Here is a 17,538-nt window from a genome sequence, read left to right on the forward strand (position 1 = left end):
GAAGCATAAAAAAACCCGCCTTGTGAGCGGGTTTTTAATGGGCCATCCGGGATACGGAGAGCTTAGCAGTCTTCCACAGAATTCAGCGGATAGTTGCTTGGGTATGGCAGACGTGCCACACCGGAATCAATAGCGGCTTGGGCAACTGCACCGGCCACCGCACCCAGCAGACGCGGATCAGTCGGCTTAGGCAGAATGTAGTCAGAGCCAAAGCTCAGCTCAGCACCACCGTAAGCGGCAGTTACTTCAGCAGGAACATCTTCTTTGGCCAGATCTTTAATGGCCTTAACAGCAGCCAGCTTCATCTCTTCATTAATGGCAGTGGCGCGAACGTCCAGGGTGCCACGGAACAAGAATGGGAAGCACAGTACGTTGTTTACCTGGTTCGGATAGTCAGAACGGCCAGTAGCCATAATCAAGTCATCGCGGGCTTCGTTGGCCAGCTCTGGCTTGATCTCTGGATCCGGGTTGGAGCAGGCAAATACAACAGGCTTGGCAGCCATTTTGTTTAACTGATCAACGCTCAGCAGGTTGGGACCAGACACGCCGAGGAACGCATCCGCACCTTCAATTGCGTCATCCAGGGTACGAGCATCAGTGTCGTTGGCGAACTCTTCTTTGTACTGGTTCAAGCCTTCACGACCTTTGTAGATCACACCTTTGGAATCCAGCATGGTGATGTTTTCGCGCTTGGCACCCGCGCTGATCATCAGATTACAGCAGGCGTTAGCGGCAGCACCGGCACCCAGGCACACAACCTTGGCGTCTTCGATGGTTTTGCCTTGAATCTCCAGGGCGTTCAACAAACCGGCAACGGTTACAATGGCAGTACCGTGCTGGTCGTCGTGGAAAATAGGTACAGAGCAACGGTCAATCAACACGCGCTCAATTTCGAAACACTCAGGCGCCTTGATATCTTCCAGGTTAATACCGCCGTAGGTGTCGGCAATATTAATCACGGTATCGATAAACGCTTGCGGGTTTTCAGCATTAACCTCTACGTCTACGGAGTCGATGCCAGCAAAACGCTTAAACAGCAGACTTTTACCTTCCATCACCGGCTTACTTGCCAGTGGGCCCAGGTTACCTAAACCCAGGATGGCGCTGCCATCGGTAATTACGGCTACCAGGTTACCCTTAGCCGTGTATTTAAAAGCGTTCTCGGGATCTTTGGCAATCTCACGAACGGGTTCCGCAACACCAGGACTGTAAGCCAGAGACAAATCTTCCTGGGTTTCGGCGGGCGTGGTCAGCTCAACACCCAGCTTTCCTGGTTTAGGAAAAGCATGGTAATCAAGAGCCGCCTTCTTCAATGAATCAGACATCGTGTTAACCGTAAAAAGTAGAGCTATGCAATAAAGGGCCGTGAAGGATACAGAAGGGCTATGGCCCCCTCAACCCCCGAAAAAATCAATTTATTGTGCAAAATCACCCTGCTCAAAGGCATAGGGCGACTTCACAGTCATCAACCATTCCTTAAACCCCTTACTTTTCAAGGAGTTAGAGAGCTTTCTGCGGGTAAGCCAACCGCGTACAACCAGCTTTTTACCCACCAGATCGGATGAAAAACCCACCCAAAAATTAGGGAAATTAGTCGTATCCGCTCGTAAAACAAGCGCTTGATCCAGCTCAATCCACAGGGTTTTACCCCCGTCCACACGGGTGACAGTACCTATCAGGCGCTGAAACCCCGTCTTTTCCTGCTGTACTGCAAGCCTGGCCGGCAAAGGCTGCCAGTCTTCGTGCGCCCAAACACCAGACAGTTTCGCTCGCGCTTGAGACTCAATGGCGGCAAAGCAGTCGGCGTGTTGCACATTGGGCGGCACCACAATCGCAAAGGCCAAACCTCGAGCCAGCAGGAAGGCCTCCAGGTTTTGTCCGCGGTCATTAAAGATATGACCAAGCACGCGTCCGTAACGATCGGTTTTTTCTGCCCCTACTAACAACTGTAGCTCGCGAGCCTGATCCAGCCACTGGCTTGCCGCATCAGCGGCCTGTTGTGCCAACGCCTGCGCCGGGCGTTGATCACGGGCCAACTCCGGGGTATTCACTCCCAGCAGACGTACCTTGCGGCCATCGACCAAACGCAGGGTGTCGCCATCATAAATATGCTCAACACGAATTGTCTGCAGTTGCTTCTTATATATAGCCTGAAAAGATGACAATTGTGCGCAGAATGATTCATCCGCCCATGCCAACCGAATAAAAAGCATAAAAAAAGCGCCGATGACGTAAGCCAACGGCGCTTTTTTTGAATTCGCTTGCAAGCGCAAAAGCTTACTTCTTGAGGCTGCGGCCAGCGAAGCGTTGCTTGAACTTATCAACACGACCACCGGTGGTCGCTTGCTTCTGCTTACCGGTGTAGAAAGGGTGACACGCGGAACATACGTCCAGGTGAACAGCCTTAGCCATGGTAGAACCGGTAGTGATGACGTTGCCGCAAGAACAAGTGGCAGTCATTTCGCCGTAATTAGGATGAATATCTGCTTTCATGGTGGTTTCCCGTCGCTTTATATGTGCCGCCACCTGATCTTGTGCCAGGCACCGCACAGCGGTTAATGTACTTCCTGTAGTTTAGCCAAATAGCCGCAACAAGAAGCACCTGAGTAAAATAAGACGGCGCATACTACCAGAAACCCCGCCCAACGCAAGCCAATTTGGGTGATTTTTCGACAGATGGGGGCCAGCCCGACTGCCCCAGCTAAAGAACCCTTAAAAGACGCTGGACTCCTGCCTGCGCAGGAGTGAGGATATAGCGGTAGCTGAAACGATACAGCCATAGAAGATAAAGGAATTCCCGACTGCATGTCAGCGCCCGCCATACTTGTTGTTGCTCTGCCCACGCCGCTGCGCCGCCTATTTGATTACCTCCCCCCCGGCTACCAACCACCGGGGGCCGCCAAGGATATGTTTGCCCAGCCAGCCGCTGCGGTCGATTGTCACAGCCTGCAACCGGGTGTGCGCATCAAGGTACCCTTTGGGCGCCAGGAGCTGATTGGCATCTTGATCGCAGTAAAAGGGGAAAGTGAATTTCCGCTCGAACAACTTAAGCCTGCCACCGAAATCCTCGATCAATCCCCGGTGCTGACAGAAGATATCCTCGAGCTTAGCCAATGGGCCAGCGGCTATTACCACCACCCGCTGGGCGAAGTCATCAGCACAACCCTACCCACGCTACTGCGTCAGGGACAGGCGCCCGAACGCCAGCGCGAGCAGGTTTGGCAAGCGACGGACAAAGGCCGCGGTGAGCTAGGCGCACTGTTAAAGCGCGCCCCCAAACAGCAACAGGCGCTGGATCTGATCAAGCATCAGTACCTGTCATCCAGTCAGTTGGCCGCCCTGGATATCAATCGCCCCATCCTTAAGGGACTGCAGGAAAAAGGACTGATTGAGGCGATAGATCGCCTCGAAGACAACAGCCAAACGCTATTGGCCGAAACACCACTGACACTCAATGAGGAACAACAGCAGGCGCTAAGCGCCGTCGAGTTCGACAACTACAACAGCTACCTACTCCGCGGTGCTACCGGCAGCGGCAAAACAGAAATTTACCTGCAAGCTATTGCCAAGGTACTGGAACAGGGTAAACAAGCCTTGGTACTGGTACCGGAAATTGGCTTAACACCTCAAACCCTGGGCCGCTTTCAGCACCGCTTTAACGCCCCCATTGCCACCCTGCATTCGGGCCTTAATGATAGCGAGCGCCTGCAAGCCTGGCTGGCGGCACAAAGCGGTGAAGCCAGTATTGTCATTGGCACTCGCTCGGCGGTGTTTACCCCGCTGCCGAACCTCGGTGTGATTATTATCGACGAAGAGCACGACCTGTCGTTTAAGCAGCAGGACGGCTTTCGTTATTCGGCCCGCGATTTGGCAGCGATTCGCGCACAAAAGCATCACATACCTTTATTACTGGGCAGCGCCACGCCATCACTGGAAACCGCACACAACTGCGAGCGTCAACGCTTCAAACTGCTGGAACTGACTCAGCGCGCCGGCAATGCCAAACCGCCTGCGATTGAGCTACAGGACATCCGCCGCCAGGCACTGATCGAAGGCTTTTCCCAAGAGAGCCTGGAGCAGATACGCACCGAACTCGATGCCGGAAACCAGGCCCTGGTGTTTATTAACCGCCGCGGTTATGCCCCCACGTTAATGTGCCACGACTGCGGCTGGCAGGCCCACTGCCCCAATTGCGATGCGCGCCTGACTGTTCACCAGCACCCGCGCCACCTGCACTGCCATCACTGTGATTACCAGTGCGGTATGGTTGATCAGTGTTACAGCTGCCTGAGTTCAGATCTCACCGCAGTGGGGCTGGGCACGGAGCGCAGCGAAGCAGCCCTGCAAGATGAGTTTCCCGATGTTCCTGTCATTCGCGTTGACCGCGATACCACAAGACGCAAAGATGCTATGCAGAACATTGTCGACGAGGTCAATAAAGGCGAACCCTGCATACTGGTAGGCACCCAAATGCTGGCTAAAGGCCATCACTTCCCGGATGTGACTCTGGTGGTGGTACTGGATGCTGACGGCGGCCTATTCAGCGCCGATTTCCGCGGCCCGGAACGCATGGGGCAGTTATTAACCCAGGTAGCAGGCCGGGCTGGTCGCGCCGAAAAACCCGGCCGGGTGATTATTCAGAGCCATCTGTGTGACCACCCGCTACTGCAAACCCTGCTGCACGATGGTTACCCAGACTTTGCCCAACAGCTGATGGGTGAGCGGCAAATTGCCCACCTGCCGCCCTACCGTTACCTGGCCTTGCTGCGCGCCGAAGATAAAAACGCCCATCAGGCCATGGCGTTTTTAACCCAGGCGCGCCAATTGGCTGAACAGATTTTTCCGTCCAGCGTTAGCCTGCAATATTTGGGGCCACTGCCAGCGCCACTGGAAAAACGTAATGAGCGTTTCCGTTATCAGCTGCAGATTAATGCTGGCCAGCGTCAGGATTTGCATCGCTTGTTACAGCCGTTGATTGCCCAGCTGGATGAATTGCCGCTGGGGCGCAAGGTGCGATGGTCGGTGGATGTCGATCCGCAGGATATGGCCTAATTAAATTCGGTGCCACGACCTGGGGTCTGACCCGCAGGGATCAGACCCCGCGCCATGCACAATGCGGGGTCCGACCCTGCGGGTCGGACCCCGTTCGAAGTGCGTTCTAGCAACTAGTAGACTGGAGCCGATTTCTTTACAATCCTCTCCATATAATAAAGATGTCAGTACCCAGACCATGTCCAAAGATTTTGCCAAAAAACCTAAAAAACAAGCCCCACCGCCCAAGCCTAAATCCCAGGTGCCTGGTTGGGTGTGGCTATTTACCGGTACAGTGCTGGGTGCGTTTATTATGTTTTTGGCACACCTGTCTGGCATTACCCCGGCAGTTGAACAACCAGCCAAAACCGTGGCCAAGGCTGAACCCAAACCGGAAAAAACCATTCCCAAGCCGCGCTTTGATTTCTACAAACTGTTAAAAGAAAGTGAAGTACCGGTACCGGAAGTGGATAACACAGCCCCCACTAACGCACCGGTTGATAACCTGGAATATATTCTTCAGGTAGGCTCTTTCAAACGCGCCGCTGATGCCGATCGCCTGCGCGCTGAATTAATTTTGATGAATCTCGATACCCAAATCGAAAAGGTCACGGTGCGCAACGGTGAAGTGTGGCACCGCGTATTGGTGGGCCCGTTTCAGAATCGCTCCAAACTGGCCCAGGCGCGCAGCACGCTGGTATCAAACGATATCAACCCGCTGCTGTTAAAACGCAAGGCAGGTTAAAGACCTGCCTGCTGCATTTCATTAGCCTCGCTATTGCCTGCTAGCCACTTAATAGTTTCATCCACATAAATACCCAACTCATCGGGAATCGGTGAGCCGGTGGTTTTCTCATAATCGGGATGGCGGAACTCGCCTAAACGTACCACTACCATATTATGCTCAGGCACCATGGCGACATACTGCCCCAGGTGACCGATCATGGCTTTGAAGTTTGCCTGCGGGCGATCATCAATCCACACGGAATGGCCGTAATAGGTTTCACGATCCGGTGCCAGCATACGCTCAACAAAATCTACCGCCACCAACTGCTCGCCCTGCCATTGACCGTCTTGCAATAACAGCTGACCAAACTTGGCAAAGTTGCGGGCATTGGTGCTGACACAACAATACACCAGCTCGGTGCCATTGCTGTCGGTATGCCACAAAGCATCGTCATTCATACCCAGCGGCTGCCAGTATTTTTCGGCCAGGTATTCACTCACACCCTTGTCTCCCAGCACGCGCTGCAGGGCCACCCCCAACACCTGGGTAGAGGCACTGGAGTAGTAATAATTTTCACCCGGTTTACCGTTGTAGTCGTGCTGCAATACATAGGACTCAACATCATAGCCGTACACCAGCTTGGCCACTGGCGATAAGGGCGAGTAATAATTTTCCGTCCACTCCAGCCCCGAAGTCATGGCCGACAAATGCGCCAGGGTGACACCATCGGCGCGGCCTTTTAATTCAGGAATCAACTGCTCGACTGGCGTGTCGAAGCTTTCGATCAAACCATCCTCAATGGCCGAGGCCACCAGCAAGGTATTCATGGTTTTCGCCATGGAAAACGAATTGGTTTTGCTCGTCGCCGAGTAGGGTGCAAAGTAGTGTTCTGCCAACAGTTGACCATCCTTAATTACCAGGAAGGCCGCCGAGTTCGACTCGGTTAACAGCTTGTGCAATTTTTCGGGTAGCGGCTGCTGGTTATAAGCTGAGTGCTCAGCCCAGGGTTGGGGTTCACCTGCACCAATCAGCTGCGTATCAAAATCGCGATGATCATTAATATTCGCCGTTGAATGACCTTTCATATAGGTTAATTGAAAAGCGCGAATCAGATGTTCATTACCTGTGGCGAATAGCGTCGTCACACTGAAGCCAGCCAATACCCCCAAAGCCAGCAACGCCTTTATATAAACCTTTCCCTTCTGCATACTTGACTGCATAGTCTCACCTTTTTGGTCTTATCCTTATTATTCAGAGGCCGATCACACGCTGTACAATATCAGAAAATAATAACGAGGAAACATGGAATGGTTGGCGATATCAGCTTGGCAATAACATTTCTGATTTACCTGGCCATTGTTATTGGTCTGGGTGTTTTTGCCTGGCGCCGAACCCATAACAGCAGTGATTACTTTCTCGGCGGGCGCAGATTGCCACCGGCAGTAGCGGCATTAAGCGCCGGCGCTTCCGATATGAGCGGCTGGTTATTGCTGGGCTTGCCCGGTGCCGCTTACGCCTCCGGTCTGTCGGCCGCCTGGATTGCTATCGGCTTAATGATCGGTATGCTGGCCTGCTGGTTAAGCATGGCTCGTCGTCTGCGCATTTATACCCACGCCCTCGATAATGCCCTCACCATTCCCACCTATCTGCAGCGGCGCTTTGCTATTCAATCACCCTGGCTGCGAATAATTTGCGCCAGTTTTATCCTGTTATTTTTTCTGTTTTATGTCGCCTCGGGACTGATTGCCGGCGGCAAATTATTCCACGCGGTATTTGGTTGGGATTACCAGTGGGCAGTTGTCATCGGCGCCCTGGCTATTATTTCCTACACCCTGTTTGGCGGCTTTCTGGCGGTATCCTGGACCGATGTGTTTCAAGGCTTACTGATGTGCCTGGCCCTGCTGGCAGTTCCCATCATGATTATTAACCTGCAGGGAGGCTGGCAAACCACTGAGGTTATGTTGCAACAAGATGCGACCAAATACCTGTCGCTGTTTACCGATGCGGCAGGTACACCACTCACCCTGCTGGGGATTATCAGTGCCATGGCCTGGGGATTGGGCTACTTTGGCCAGCCCCATATCCTCGCACGCTTTAAAGCGCTGCGCGCTCCCGAGGATGCCCGCACAGCCACCGCAATTGCCTTGATATGGTCGTTGCTGTGTTTTATTGGCGCCATTGGTGTTGGCCTACTAGGCCACCTGATATTAAGCGATGGTTTGGCCGACGGTGAACAGGTCTTTATTGCCACAGTGGAAACCCTGTTTCACCCATTGATTGCCGGCATGCTGCTAGCTGCTATTTTGTCAGCCATTATGAGTACCGCCGACTCACAACTGCTGGTGTCCAGCAGTGCCCTGGCGGAAGATATTTATGCCGTGTGGGGGCAAGACGCCAGCCCCAATACCAAACTCTGGATAGGTCGCCTGGCCGTGGTTGGACTGGCGCTTCTGGCCGTGGCTTTCGCCATGGATCCCAACGCCAGTGTCCTGGATGTGGTGGCCTATGCCTGGGCAGGCCTTGGCGCGGCTTTTGGCCCGGCCATTTTACTGAGCCTGTACTGGGCCCGCATGAGTGGCGCCGGTGCCGTGGCCGGCGTGGTGACCGGTGGCATCACCGTTATCGTCTGGCGCCATCTCTCCGGCGGTCTGTTCGATATCTATGAATTGCTGCCGGGGTTTGTGTTGTCGGTCATTGCCATTGCGCTGGTCAGCGGCATCACCACGACCGCAGCCGCCGTCAGCGATCGTCATCGGCAGCTGCCGCTTTAACAGGGAAAGGCTTTAACTGTTCTGAATCGCTTTCGGCGTCATATTAAAGTGACGTTTGAACTCGCGGCTAAACTGCGAGGGACTGGCATAACCCACCAGCATGGCCGCATCGTTAGCGCGCCGACCTTCCGATGCGATCAGATCCCGCGCCTTGCTCAAACGCACTTTTTTTAAGTACTGCAAAGGCGTCTCACTGGTGACCTGGCGGAAAGCCCGGTGGAAACCCGACACACTCATATTGGCCCGCTCGGCCAACGCCTCAACCGTAATGGGGTCGGCATACTGGCGATGCAGGTACTTGAGGGTTTTGGCGATGCGCGCGTAGTGGCCATCGTGGCGCGCCAGATCAAACAGGATATGACCGTTGGCACCAATCAATACCCGATAGATGATTTCCTCAACAATGGCGGGGCCCAAAATCCGGGCTTCGGTATCGTCATGCAAGGCTAACAACAAGCGCTGAAACGTGTTTTGCATGGCATCACTCATACACTGCGAGCGTATGCCCAACTGCAACTGATCACGGCTCACATAACTGCCGGTCTCTTCGATATCAGCGTTGAGCTGGCTTACCAGCTTGTGCAGGGTTTGCGAATCAACATTGATAGACAAGCTCAATATGGGCAGATCCCCCTCGCTGAAAGCTTCACACTCCAGCGGCAGAGGCACTCCGAGCACCAGATAATCACCTGGGCCGTAGCAGACACTGCGCTCATCCAGGTAGATCTCCTTACGACCCTGCGCCATGACAATAATGCCGGACTGGTACACCAGTGCCTGCCGACCACTGCCCTGGGCAGCCCGGTAGAAGTACACCCCCGGAATGGCCGTCCGGCAGGATCCCTCCAGCGTATTGAGAGACTTTAGATCCGCATAGGACTGCATCAGCCCTGCCAAATCACCCATAGTTGAGCTCCGCACCCACGTATTTATTGAATGAACAAAATATCCTTATAGAGAGTTTTAGGCAAGAAATTTCCAGATATCAGTCTTTTTTACAGCCACCCATGACACTAATATGCTAACAACAAACCTTTTCAACCCCAATCCACGATGAGGCCCCTATGGAATTTTCTTTTGTAAATCCGACCCACATCCGCTTTGGCAAGGGTCAAATTGCAACCATCAGCAAACATATCCCCAGCAACCAAAAGGTACTGGTTATCTATGGCGGCGGCTCCATTAAGCGCAATGGCGTTTACGATCAGGTGGTTGAAGCCCTGAAAGAGCACACCTGGGTGGAATTCAGCGGCGTAGAGCCCAACCCGACTATGGAAACCATGGACAAGGCGGTAACCATTGCCAAACAAGAACAGATTGATTTTATCCTGGCCGTCGGTGGCGGCTCGGTGATCGACGGCGCCAAATATGTTGCCGCCGCGGCCTGCTATGACGGCCCAGGCTGGGACATACTCACCGGCAAGCAACGCGTAAGCAAAGCCACCCCCGTTGGCGCCGTGCTGACCCTGGCAGCCACCGGTTCCGAATCCAACGCCGGTGCAGTAATTACCCGCGCTGAAACACACCACAAGCTGTCATTTTTTGCGCCTGCTGTGCGCCCACAGTTTGCGGTGCTGGACCCGGATGTAATGAAAACCCTGCCGGAACATCAACTGATCAACGGCGTTGTTGATGCCTGGGTCCATGTCTGCGAGCAGTACATCAACACCCCAACAGGCGCCATAGTACAGGACGGCTACGCCGAAGCCCTGCTGCGATCCCTGCACACCCTGGGTCAGCAATTCCATCAGCGTGACGACACGGAAGAATCCGGCGATCAGTGGCGAGCCAATCTTATGTGGAGTGCCAACCAGGCCCTGAACGGTTTGATCGGCGCCGGTGTACCGCAGGACTGGGCAACCCATATGATCGGCCATGAACTCACCGCACTTTACGGTGTTGATCACGGCCGCTCACTGGCCATCATTCACCCGTCGCTACTCAGACACCAGATGGCCGACAAACGCGCCAAGCTGGAACAAATGGGCCAGAACGTGTTTGGTTTGACGGCCGGTGACGATCTGGCAGAACGCACCGTCGATGCCATTGAAGCCTTCTACCACAGCCTGGATGTTGCCACCCAACTGACCGAGCACACCGAAGGCAAGGAGCAGGCCATTGAAAATATTCTCGGCCAGCTTGAAGCTCACCGCATGGTAAAACTCGGTGAAAACCGCACCATTACCCTTGAGCAAAGCCGTGAAATTTTAGAGATGGCTGTGCAATAAAACGCGCCGGGCTACCGGGCTTTGCCTGGTGGCCCAGCACTTTTCATCGATATGATTTCAGGGTGTTATGCCCGATAACGCCTAAAGTAATGGGGCAACCAAGACGTCCCCTGGCGCTTTATTTCCACCGCGGCCTTCGACGGCCTGCGCTTTAACCGATTTTCAAACAGTTTCTCAACCGGCGTATTGTCATCTTGCCAAAGACGCGTCAGTAATTGTTTATCATCACCCTTCAGCGGCTGACTGGCCGTAATCTGTTCCATACCTGCAGGGTATTGCGGTTGCGCGGTAAGAATAGAAATCGCCTGCCGCCCCAATAACGATTCACACGCCGCTTGATCCGCGACACTTAAGCGTTGGAATTTAGTCTGCAACTGAGCCAGGCAATACACCCGGTAAGGGGCGGTTTTTACCTGCCACTGCAGGCCACCCAATGCGTAGGAAGTAGACTTGTCGTCACGTGAAAACGCCTTTTGGTTTTCCACCAAATAGGGCAGGTACTCGCCCGCCATTTTTGCCAACAGCGGCTGTAAGTCTTCCGGCATCTCTTTAATCTCGGCTGCCGCACTCACCTCTGCAGGACGTGTAGACCACAGCCTGGCAATCCAGCGAAACACATGGGGCGCACGAACATGCATAATTTCCTGCGGCGTGGGATCACAGGAAAAGTGCGGAAACATAGGTCCAAACAAGCCGAAGTCTGCCGCACAGGGCCGTTCGCCAAACAGGAAGGGGCGCTTTTCAAAAATGGGCTGCAGCATATCCAGCAACTGCAAATAGAATTCTTCCACATTGCGCGCATGAGCCTTACTCACGACACCATTGTTTTTGATATGCACCTGCAACTGACGCCAGATCAAAAACAGTCGATTTAAAAAGCGCGGCAGATACAGCCCATTGGCACCAATTGAATAGGTGAACTCCTCTGAGCGACGCAAGCGATCCATTTTAAATGCCCAGCGATAATAGAGCGCCGGCGTCCACAGCCACTCATCAAAACAGTCTTCCAAAAATTCACTTAAAAAAGCCGCTAATGGCTGTTCAGGCTGTAATGCCGGCAGAGACTTATCCTGCTCAAAGTGCTCCATGATCAATGTGGTATCCGTCAGCCAACTGCCATCAGGGCACTGAACCTGGGGCAGCTGCACCACGCCCACCTTCTCCCCTACCTGCACAAAGGAAGGCGCATCCATTTCCACATACCGATAGGCTATACCCTTGGCCAGGAAATAGGCCTCAAGCTTTTTCGTGAAATATGACGAAAACATGCCATAAATAATGTACTCGCCGTCCTGCCGGATTGAACTGCCCATAGAAATACCTATCACGTCTGCTGCATAAGAATCCGTTCAGCCTACGTATTAAGATCAAAAAAGGCCTTAGCGATTTACGCCATCTTTTTGTCTGCCGACACCCTTTACCCGCCCCCGGCTAGCGATTATGGTTATAGACTCGGTAAGTTAGGCAGCTCTCTTCGCCATGGCAGCAAAGCATCAATTAACCGTCTATTGGGCGCGACTCATCTTTGATTTATTGCAAAGAGAAAAGCTGGATGCCGTCACCCTGTTCAAAGACAACGGTTTGGATGTATCCCTGTTAACACAGACTGATGCCTACTTCGATGCCGATTGCTTTGCCAGCCTGTGGCAAGATGCCGTTAAGCTAACGGGCAATCCAGCCCTCGGCCTTAAAATGAATATGGCCTCAACACTGGAGTCATTCGGCAACTTAAGTATCAGGTTTGCATCCAGCAGTAATCTGCGTGAAGCGCTTGTACAGGCCAGAGCCTATTACAAACTGATTGGCACAGCGCTGGAGCTGCATATCGATGAAACAGCCGCAGGCTGCAAGATTATTATTCGCGGCAAAGGTAACCGGCTACCGCCACCCAGAGAGGGCTATGACGCGACCCTGTCACTGATTGCACAGTCACTAAAAACCATCAGCTCTCCGGCCATTATCCCCAAGCATATTGCTTTCGGCTATCCGCAACCTGACTATACAGCACCCTATCTCGCCTGCTTTGATTGCCCACTGACTTTTGCGAGTGACGATTCTTATCTTTTACTCAGCGAGGATGCCTTAGAGCAACCATTGATTTTTGCCAACCCTGAACTCGCTAAAAAACACGAGCAGGCATTAGCCCATGCAATCAAAGCCATCAAGGATGCACCTTTGGCTGATCAGGTCAGTTATATTATTGAAGCCCTACTGCCCAAGGGAGAGCCCAACATACAACATGTAGCCGATGCTCTGCATTTGTCCCCCCGCACCTTGCAACGCAAGCTGAGCGCAGACAATCAAAACTTTCGCGCACTGTTAGACGACACCCGTAAAACACTCGCCGCGAAATACATAGCCGACCACACCGTAAACCTGCAAGTCATTCACTATGAGCTCGGCTTTAAAGACCACAGCAATTTCTACCGTGCTTTTCGCCGCTGGTATGGCTGCTCCCCCGGTGTTTACAGGGACAAGATAAATAACACCTGAACCCTATCCCGCTACCGCCAGCAACGCATTAATGGTCAACCAAAACAGCGGAACATTAGACAGAGCGAACAACAAAAACCGCAAGCCGATATTGTTTATCAGGCTTTGTACGAGGCTGTGCACAATCCTGATAATAACGTAGCCCCAAGCCAGATAGACATTAATACCCGTTCCCTCACCAATAACCGCCATAGAAATAGCCAAGGCATAAAACACCGTAGGCTGCTCCATAAGGTGATTGTAGTTATCGGCTTTCCAGCGCACCTTGGCAGGCAGGGTCGCCATTTGCTCGCCACGAGGCATATTGGGGTCCAGAGTCATCTTTGCACTTTGTATCGCCGGAATACGCGTAAGGTACATCCACAGCCACATCACCATTGACCAGGCAACTAAGACGATAACAGGGGTTATTATTGCGGCATCCATGTTCATGTCGTGTCTCTTTTTTATTGAACTAAACTAATAAGTTACAACATTGACAACAACGAAGGGAACCCCAATGATCCGGCTCAGCGTGATATTCATCCTGCTGACCCTCTGGAGCCCGGTGAACACCCTGGCGGATGCCGCTAACAAGTCATTAAGGGAGGTCACCCTACAGCTCAAGTGGCTGCATCAGTTTCAGTTTTCAGGCTACTACATGGCCATTGAAAATGGTTACTACCGGGATGTTGGCTTAAAGGTCAACGTTATAGAGCGAACCCCTAACTCAGTACCCGTAGAACAATTGCTAAGTGGTCAGGTAGAGTTCGCCGTGGCTGATGCCGGTACACTGCTCTATCGGGCCGCTGGCATGCCCGTTGTCGCACTGGCAGCCATCTTTCAGCACTCGCCCTCGATTTTACTGACCAATACTGACATGGGCATTCAATCCCTGAATGATTTAAAGGGCAAAGCTGTACGCTTGAGCACCGGCTTTAACAATATCGAGCTGGAAACCATGCTTAACAATGCAGGGATAACCTTGGATGAGCTATTACGCGTCCCGATTGACGATCCCACCGATAATTTCATCTCCGGAAAAACCAAAGCCCTCAACGCCTACAGCACTAACGAACCGTTTTTCTTTCAGCAACAGGGCGTAGCTTTAACCGTTTTTCGACCACGCGACTATGGAGTCGACTTCTACGGCGATATTCTCACCACCACAGAAAATCTCATCAGCAATGAACCCGAGCTTGTCCAAAACTTTCTCGACGCCTCTCTGAAAGGTTGGGCCTATGCCATTGAGCATCAGGAAGAAACCATTGAGATGATTTTGACAAAGTACAACAGCCAACATAAAACCCGTGATCACCTTAACTTTGAAGCACAGGAGTCGATCAAATTAATCATGCCAGACATAGTTCCCGTGGGTTATATGCACGAAAAGCGCTGGCAACATATTGCTGACATACTTACTAACAGAGGCGACTTGAAAGACGGTTTAGAGCTGTCTGAATTTATTTACCAACCGGAAAGCTCAACAACGATTTGGGCGTTACTACAGACTTACGGTCGGCAGATTACAATAATTTTTTGCGCCGTTGCCGCTATCTTTCTTGTCGCGCATATCTTTAACTTGCGAGCCCAAGTTCAGCTACATACCAAAGACTTACAGAACGCTAACCTTAAACTGCAAAACGAAGCGCGAACAGATTCACTAACCGGACTTCCCAACCGGCGCCATTATATGGAAGTATTCTCCCGTGATGTGGAACAGGCGCGTCGAATTAAAGGGGTCTTATCTGTCATCATTGCCGACATAGATCACTTCAAACAGGTAAATGATAGTTATGGCCACGCCGCTGGCGATGAAGCGCTACGACGTGTAGCACAAGTGTTGCGCAACAACACCCGCAAAGGTGACTTCTTTGCGCGCCTGGGTGGGGAGGAGTTTGTTATCTCATGCCCCAACACCGACAAACCCGAAGCCATGCAATTGGCAGAGAGATTACGCTTGGATCTGGAAAATACGGAAGTAATTTTCAATGATCAAACCTTCTCCATCACCATCAGCCTGGGAATCACCAGCCTACAAGACAATGACGACGAAGAGAGGTTACTGCACCGCGCAGACCTGGCACTGTATGAAGCCAAGCTGGAAGGCCGCAATCGCAGTGTCTACCGGGTGTAACGCATTATTGCGTTTGAATCAGAGCGAGCTTTAGACCTTTATCCGCTTCCAGCTCTTTTATTTCATCGCCTAGCGCTATCTGGGTAATGGATTTCACCTCACCCATGGCATCAACCACCCCTTGCTGAAACTCATCAAAGGTAACTTGTTGATTATTGAGCGCGGCCAGAATTACCCCACCCTCTTTTAAATATTTGCCACAACGCCTCAGCAGTTTTTGATAATCTGGCCAGCCTCTGAAAGACCCCTTTTGAAAGGGCGGCGGATCCAGAATAATGATATCAAATTTCGACTGCTTGGCTATTTGACTATTGGACTTAAGAATATCTTTCTTCCAAATCGATACCCTATCATCCATCAAGCCATTTAACTCATGGTTGGCTTTTGCGGTTTTGGTTGCACTGCCGCACATATCAATATTCACAACCTTCTTGGCGCCACCTTGTAGCGCAAACAATGAGAATACCGATGTGTAAGAAAACAGATTCAGCACTCGCTTGCCTTCGGCATGTTCGTTTACCCAGTCCCAGCCGCTGCGCATATCGGGAAACACTCCGGTGTTTCTATTGGCTCCCAAACTCACCTTACACTTAAGCCCATGACCCAGGGATGAATCAAACTCAAGAGGCAGCTGCTGATCATCGATACATCGAGCAAACAGGATTTCATTCTCAACATCAGGCCAGGGCCGCGATTGCAGCAGAACCGTTTCAATCATGGCATTGGCCTCGAACACCTCCTCCAGCGCCATCTTACAATCCGGGTCCAGTGCCTCCTCATAACACTGCACGAATAAGACAGGCGGATACCACTCGACATTGATATTGTCCAATGCGGGGAAGAATCGCCCTCTACCATGAAATACCCGTGACACCTGCTCTGGCAAGGCGCTAAGGTTGTTGTCAATTTCTTGTTTGAAAAGAGAAAAATCAGTCGCCATGGATGTATTCTTACTGGGTCAATGACAGCTACGAAATAGCCTACGTGCTTTACTGACTGATTTTAACAAAAAAAGCCTGCTATTAGTGCTTTGCCTTCGACAAATAGCTGTTAGAGAGAAATTCCTGATAGGACGCCAACACTTGCTCTGTAGCCTCTAACTGCGGGTAGTGACCCACACCAGGCAATCGAACGCCGTCCGCATTGGCGATCAGCTCTCTATAGCGCTGCAGCACATTATCCCCCGATAAACTATCTTCAGCCCCAACGATAATTCGCATGGGCACTGCGGTAGCCTGCATAGACTCAACCCAGCGATCACGATGCTGGTAACGCTCATCGATATAACCAATTAACTCAGGCTGAACCAGTACACCCTGCTGTTCATTAATTAGCTGCCAGTAGGATTGCAGCTGCTGCTCAGTGGGCTGACTTTGATGACCAAACACCGCTGCGAACCGCGCTGAAAACCTTTCTTCATCCGCCAGTTTGACCAACCAGGGACCAAACGCACTATTCATCAGAGTCATAACCAGGTTATGGTTTTGAGTTTCCGCAAACAATCCCCCATTGAGCAAACCAAGGCTTAACAGAAAACCACGATGACTAACCTCTGCTCCCACACGCTCTTTAACCTGATCGCCATGCCTTGCCAACAGTTCCTGGGCAACACTGACACCGTAGTCGTGAGCCAACAGATGAAAGTGCTCAATACCCAACTGCCTGGTAAGCGCCATCACAATATCCGCCTGTTCGATCAAACTGTAAGCGTAATCTTTAGGTTTGTCTGAATAACCAAAGCCGAGTAAATCCAAAGCCACCACCTGGTAGTCCCGAGATAAAGGCTGCCAAAGCCCCTGCCAATCCCAGGCCGCCGAGGGAAAACCGTGGATCAGTAATACGACAGGCTTACCCTTAGGCCCCGCCTGCCAATAAGCAATACGATGCCCCAGCAGCTGAGCAAACTGCGCTTGCTGGCGCCACTCTTTTAAAGGAATGGTGATTGAAAATTGTTGATCAGGGTTTACAGCACGGGTTGTATCCTTACATGCACTAAGCGTAACGCCTAAGGCGATAAGCACTGATACCATCCATGCAAATTTTTTGATCGACGCCATACCCAATCTCCTATCTATCATTAACACTGATTAAACAATAGGAGATCAGACTAGGCCGGCCCCAGTCAGCTGTAAATCAAATATTATATATATGTAATATTGAGCAGCTTGATAT

15 protein-coding genes are annotated in these 17,538 nt (G+C 51.9%); 6 read left to right on the forward strand and 9 right to left on the reverse strand.

What is annotated here, in order from left to right; all coding sequences use genetic code 11:
• Positions 1–62: 62 nt before the first annotated feature.
• The 3 genes from ACGHZ6_RS22525 to rpmE all read right to left on the reverse strand — a co-directional run bounded on the left by ACGHZ6_RS22525 (position 63) and on the right by rpmE (position 2,493).
• Positions 63–1,325: a malic enzyme-like NAD(P)-binding protein gene (locus ACGHZ6_RS22525; RefSeq protein WP_390616311.1), complete on the reverse strand. Its 1,263-nt coding sequence runs from the start codon at positions 1,323–1,325 to the stop codon at positions 63–65.
• Between the two features lie 90 nt (positions 1,326–1,415).
• Positions 1,416–2,213 (reverse strand): thermonuclease family protein, encoded by a 798-nt coding sequence (locus tag ACGHZ6_RS22530; protein ID WP_390616312.1) that lies wholly within the window; start codon positions 2,211–2,213, stop codon positions 1,416–1,418.
• A gap of 64 nt (positions 2,214–2,277) precedes the next feature.
• Positions 2,278–2,493: a 50S ribosomal protein L31 gene (rpmE, locus tag ACGHZ6_RS22535; protein WP_390616313.1), complete on the reverse strand. Its 216-nt coding sequence runs from the start codon at positions 2,491–2,493 to the stop codon at positions 2,278–2,280.
• 312 nt (positions 2,494–2,805) lie between these two features.
• Between rpmE and ACGHZ6_RS22540 the strand changes: the two genes are divergently transcribed.
• Together ACGHZ6_RS22540 and ACGHZ6_RS22545 are read left to right on the forward strand one after the other, a co-directional pair.
• Entirely contained in the window at positions 2,806–5,052 is a 2,247-nt protein-coding gene (locus ACGHZ6_RS22540) for a primosomal protein N' (RefSeq protein ID WP_390616314.1), read from the forward strand.
• Positions 5,053–5,230: 178 nt separating this feature from the next.
• On the forward strand, positions 5,231–5,776 hold the full coding sequence (locus tag ACGHZ6_RS22545; protein WP_390616315.1) for an SPOR domain-containing protein: 546 nt from the start codon (positions 5,231–5,233) through the stop codon (positions 5,774–5,776).
• Here the strand turns inward: ACGHZ6_RS22545 and ACGHZ6_RS22550 are convergent.
• Positions 5,773–6,978 (reverse strand): serine hydrolase domain-containing protein, encoded by a 1,206-nt coding sequence (locus tag ACGHZ6_RS22550; RefSeq protein ID WP_390616316.1) that lies wholly within the window; start codon positions 6,976–6,978, stop codon positions 5,773–5,775. The genes ACGHZ6_RS22545 and ACGHZ6_RS22550 overlap by 4 nt on opposite strands.
• Positions 6,979–7,065: 87 nt before the next feature.
• On the opposite strand from ACGHZ6_RS22550, the gene putP reads away from it, so the two are divergent.
• Positions 7,066–8,529 (forward strand): sodium/proline symporter PutP, encoded by a 1,464-nt coding sequence (gene putP, locus ACGHZ6_RS22555; protein ID WP_390616317.1) that lies wholly within the window; start codon positions 7,066–7,068, stop codon positions 8,527–8,529.
• A 12-nt stretch (positions 8,530–8,541) separates the two neighbouring features.
• On the opposite strand, the gene ACGHZ6_RS22560 is transcribed toward putP, so the two are convergent.
• Entirely contained in the window at positions 8,542–9,435 is an 894-nt protein-coding gene (locus tag ACGHZ6_RS22560) for an AraC family transcriptional regulator N-terminal domain-containing protein (protein WP_390616318.1), read from the reverse strand.
• Between the two features lie 158 nt (positions 9,436–9,593).
• Here ACGHZ6_RS22560 and ACGHZ6_RS22565 point away from each other — a divergent pair, with 158 nt between their 5' ends.
• On the forward strand, positions 9,594–10,757 hold the full coding sequence (locus ACGHZ6_RS22565; RefSeq protein WP_390616319.1) for an iron-containing alcohol dehydrogenase: 1,164 nt from the start codon (positions 9,594–9,596) through the stop codon (positions 10,755–10,757).
• Between the two features lie 65 nt (positions 10,758–10,822).
• On the opposite strand, the gene ACGHZ6_RS22570 is transcribed toward ACGHZ6_RS22565, so the two are convergent.
• Positions 10,823–12,070: a glutathione S-transferase N-terminal domain-containing protein gene (locus ACGHZ6_RS22570; protein WP_390616320.1), complete on the reverse strand. Its 1,248-nt coding sequence runs from the start codon at positions 12,068–12,070 to the stop codon at positions 10,823–10,825.
• Between the two features lie 166 nt (positions 12,071–12,236).
• On the opposite strand from ACGHZ6_RS22570, the gene ACGHZ6_RS22575 reads away from it, so the two are divergent.
• On the forward strand, positions 12,237–13,250 hold the full coding sequence (locus ACGHZ6_RS22575) for an AraC family transcriptional regulator ligand-binding domain-containing protein (RefSeq protein ID WP_390616321.1): 1,014 nt from the start codon (positions 12,237–12,239) through the stop codon (positions 13,248–13,250).
• Between the two features lie 3 nt (positions 13,251–13,253).
• Here the strand turns inward: ACGHZ6_RS22575 and ACGHZ6_RS22580 are convergent, their stop codons facing one another.
• On the reverse strand, positions 13,254–13,682 hold the full coding sequence (locus tag ACGHZ6_RS22580; RefSeq protein ID WP_390616322.1) for an MAPEG family protein: 429 nt from the start codon (positions 13,680–13,682) through the stop codon (positions 13,254–13,256).
• A 67-nt stretch (positions 13,683–13,749) separates the two neighbouring features.
• On the opposite strand from ACGHZ6_RS22580, the gene ACGHZ6_RS22585 reads away from it, so the two are divergent.
• On the forward strand, positions 13,750–15,366 hold the full coding sequence (locus ACGHZ6_RS22585; protein ID WP_390616323.1) for an ABC transporter substrate-binding protein: 1,617 nt from the start codon (positions 13,750–13,752) through the stop codon (positions 15,364–15,366).
• A 4-nt stretch (positions 15,367–15,370) separates the two neighbouring features.
• Here the strand turns inward: ACGHZ6_RS22585 and ACGHZ6_RS22590 are convergent, their stop codons facing one another.
• Together ACGHZ6_RS22590 and ACGHZ6_RS22595 are read right to left on the reverse strand one after the other, a co-directional pair.
• On the reverse strand, positions 15,371–16,306 hold the full coding sequence (locus ACGHZ6_RS22590) for a class I SAM-dependent methyltransferase (protein ID WP_390616324.1): 936 nt from the start codon (positions 16,304–16,306) through the stop codon (positions 15,371–15,373).
• Between the two features lie 82 nt (positions 16,307–16,388).
• Positions 16,389–17,423: an alpha/beta fold hydrolase gene (locus ACGHZ6_RS22595; protein ID WP_390616325.1), complete on the reverse strand. Its 1,035-nt coding sequence runs from the start codon at positions 17,421–17,423 to the stop codon at positions 16,389–16,391.
• Positions 17,424–17,538 lie beyond the last annotated feature (115 nt).

Source organism: Maricurvus nonylphenolicus, from assembly GCF_042854845.1.
Taxonomy (GTDB): Bacteria; Pseudomonadota; Gammaproteobacteria; order Pseudomonadales; family Cellvibrionaceae; genus Maricurvus; species Maricurvus nonylphenolicus.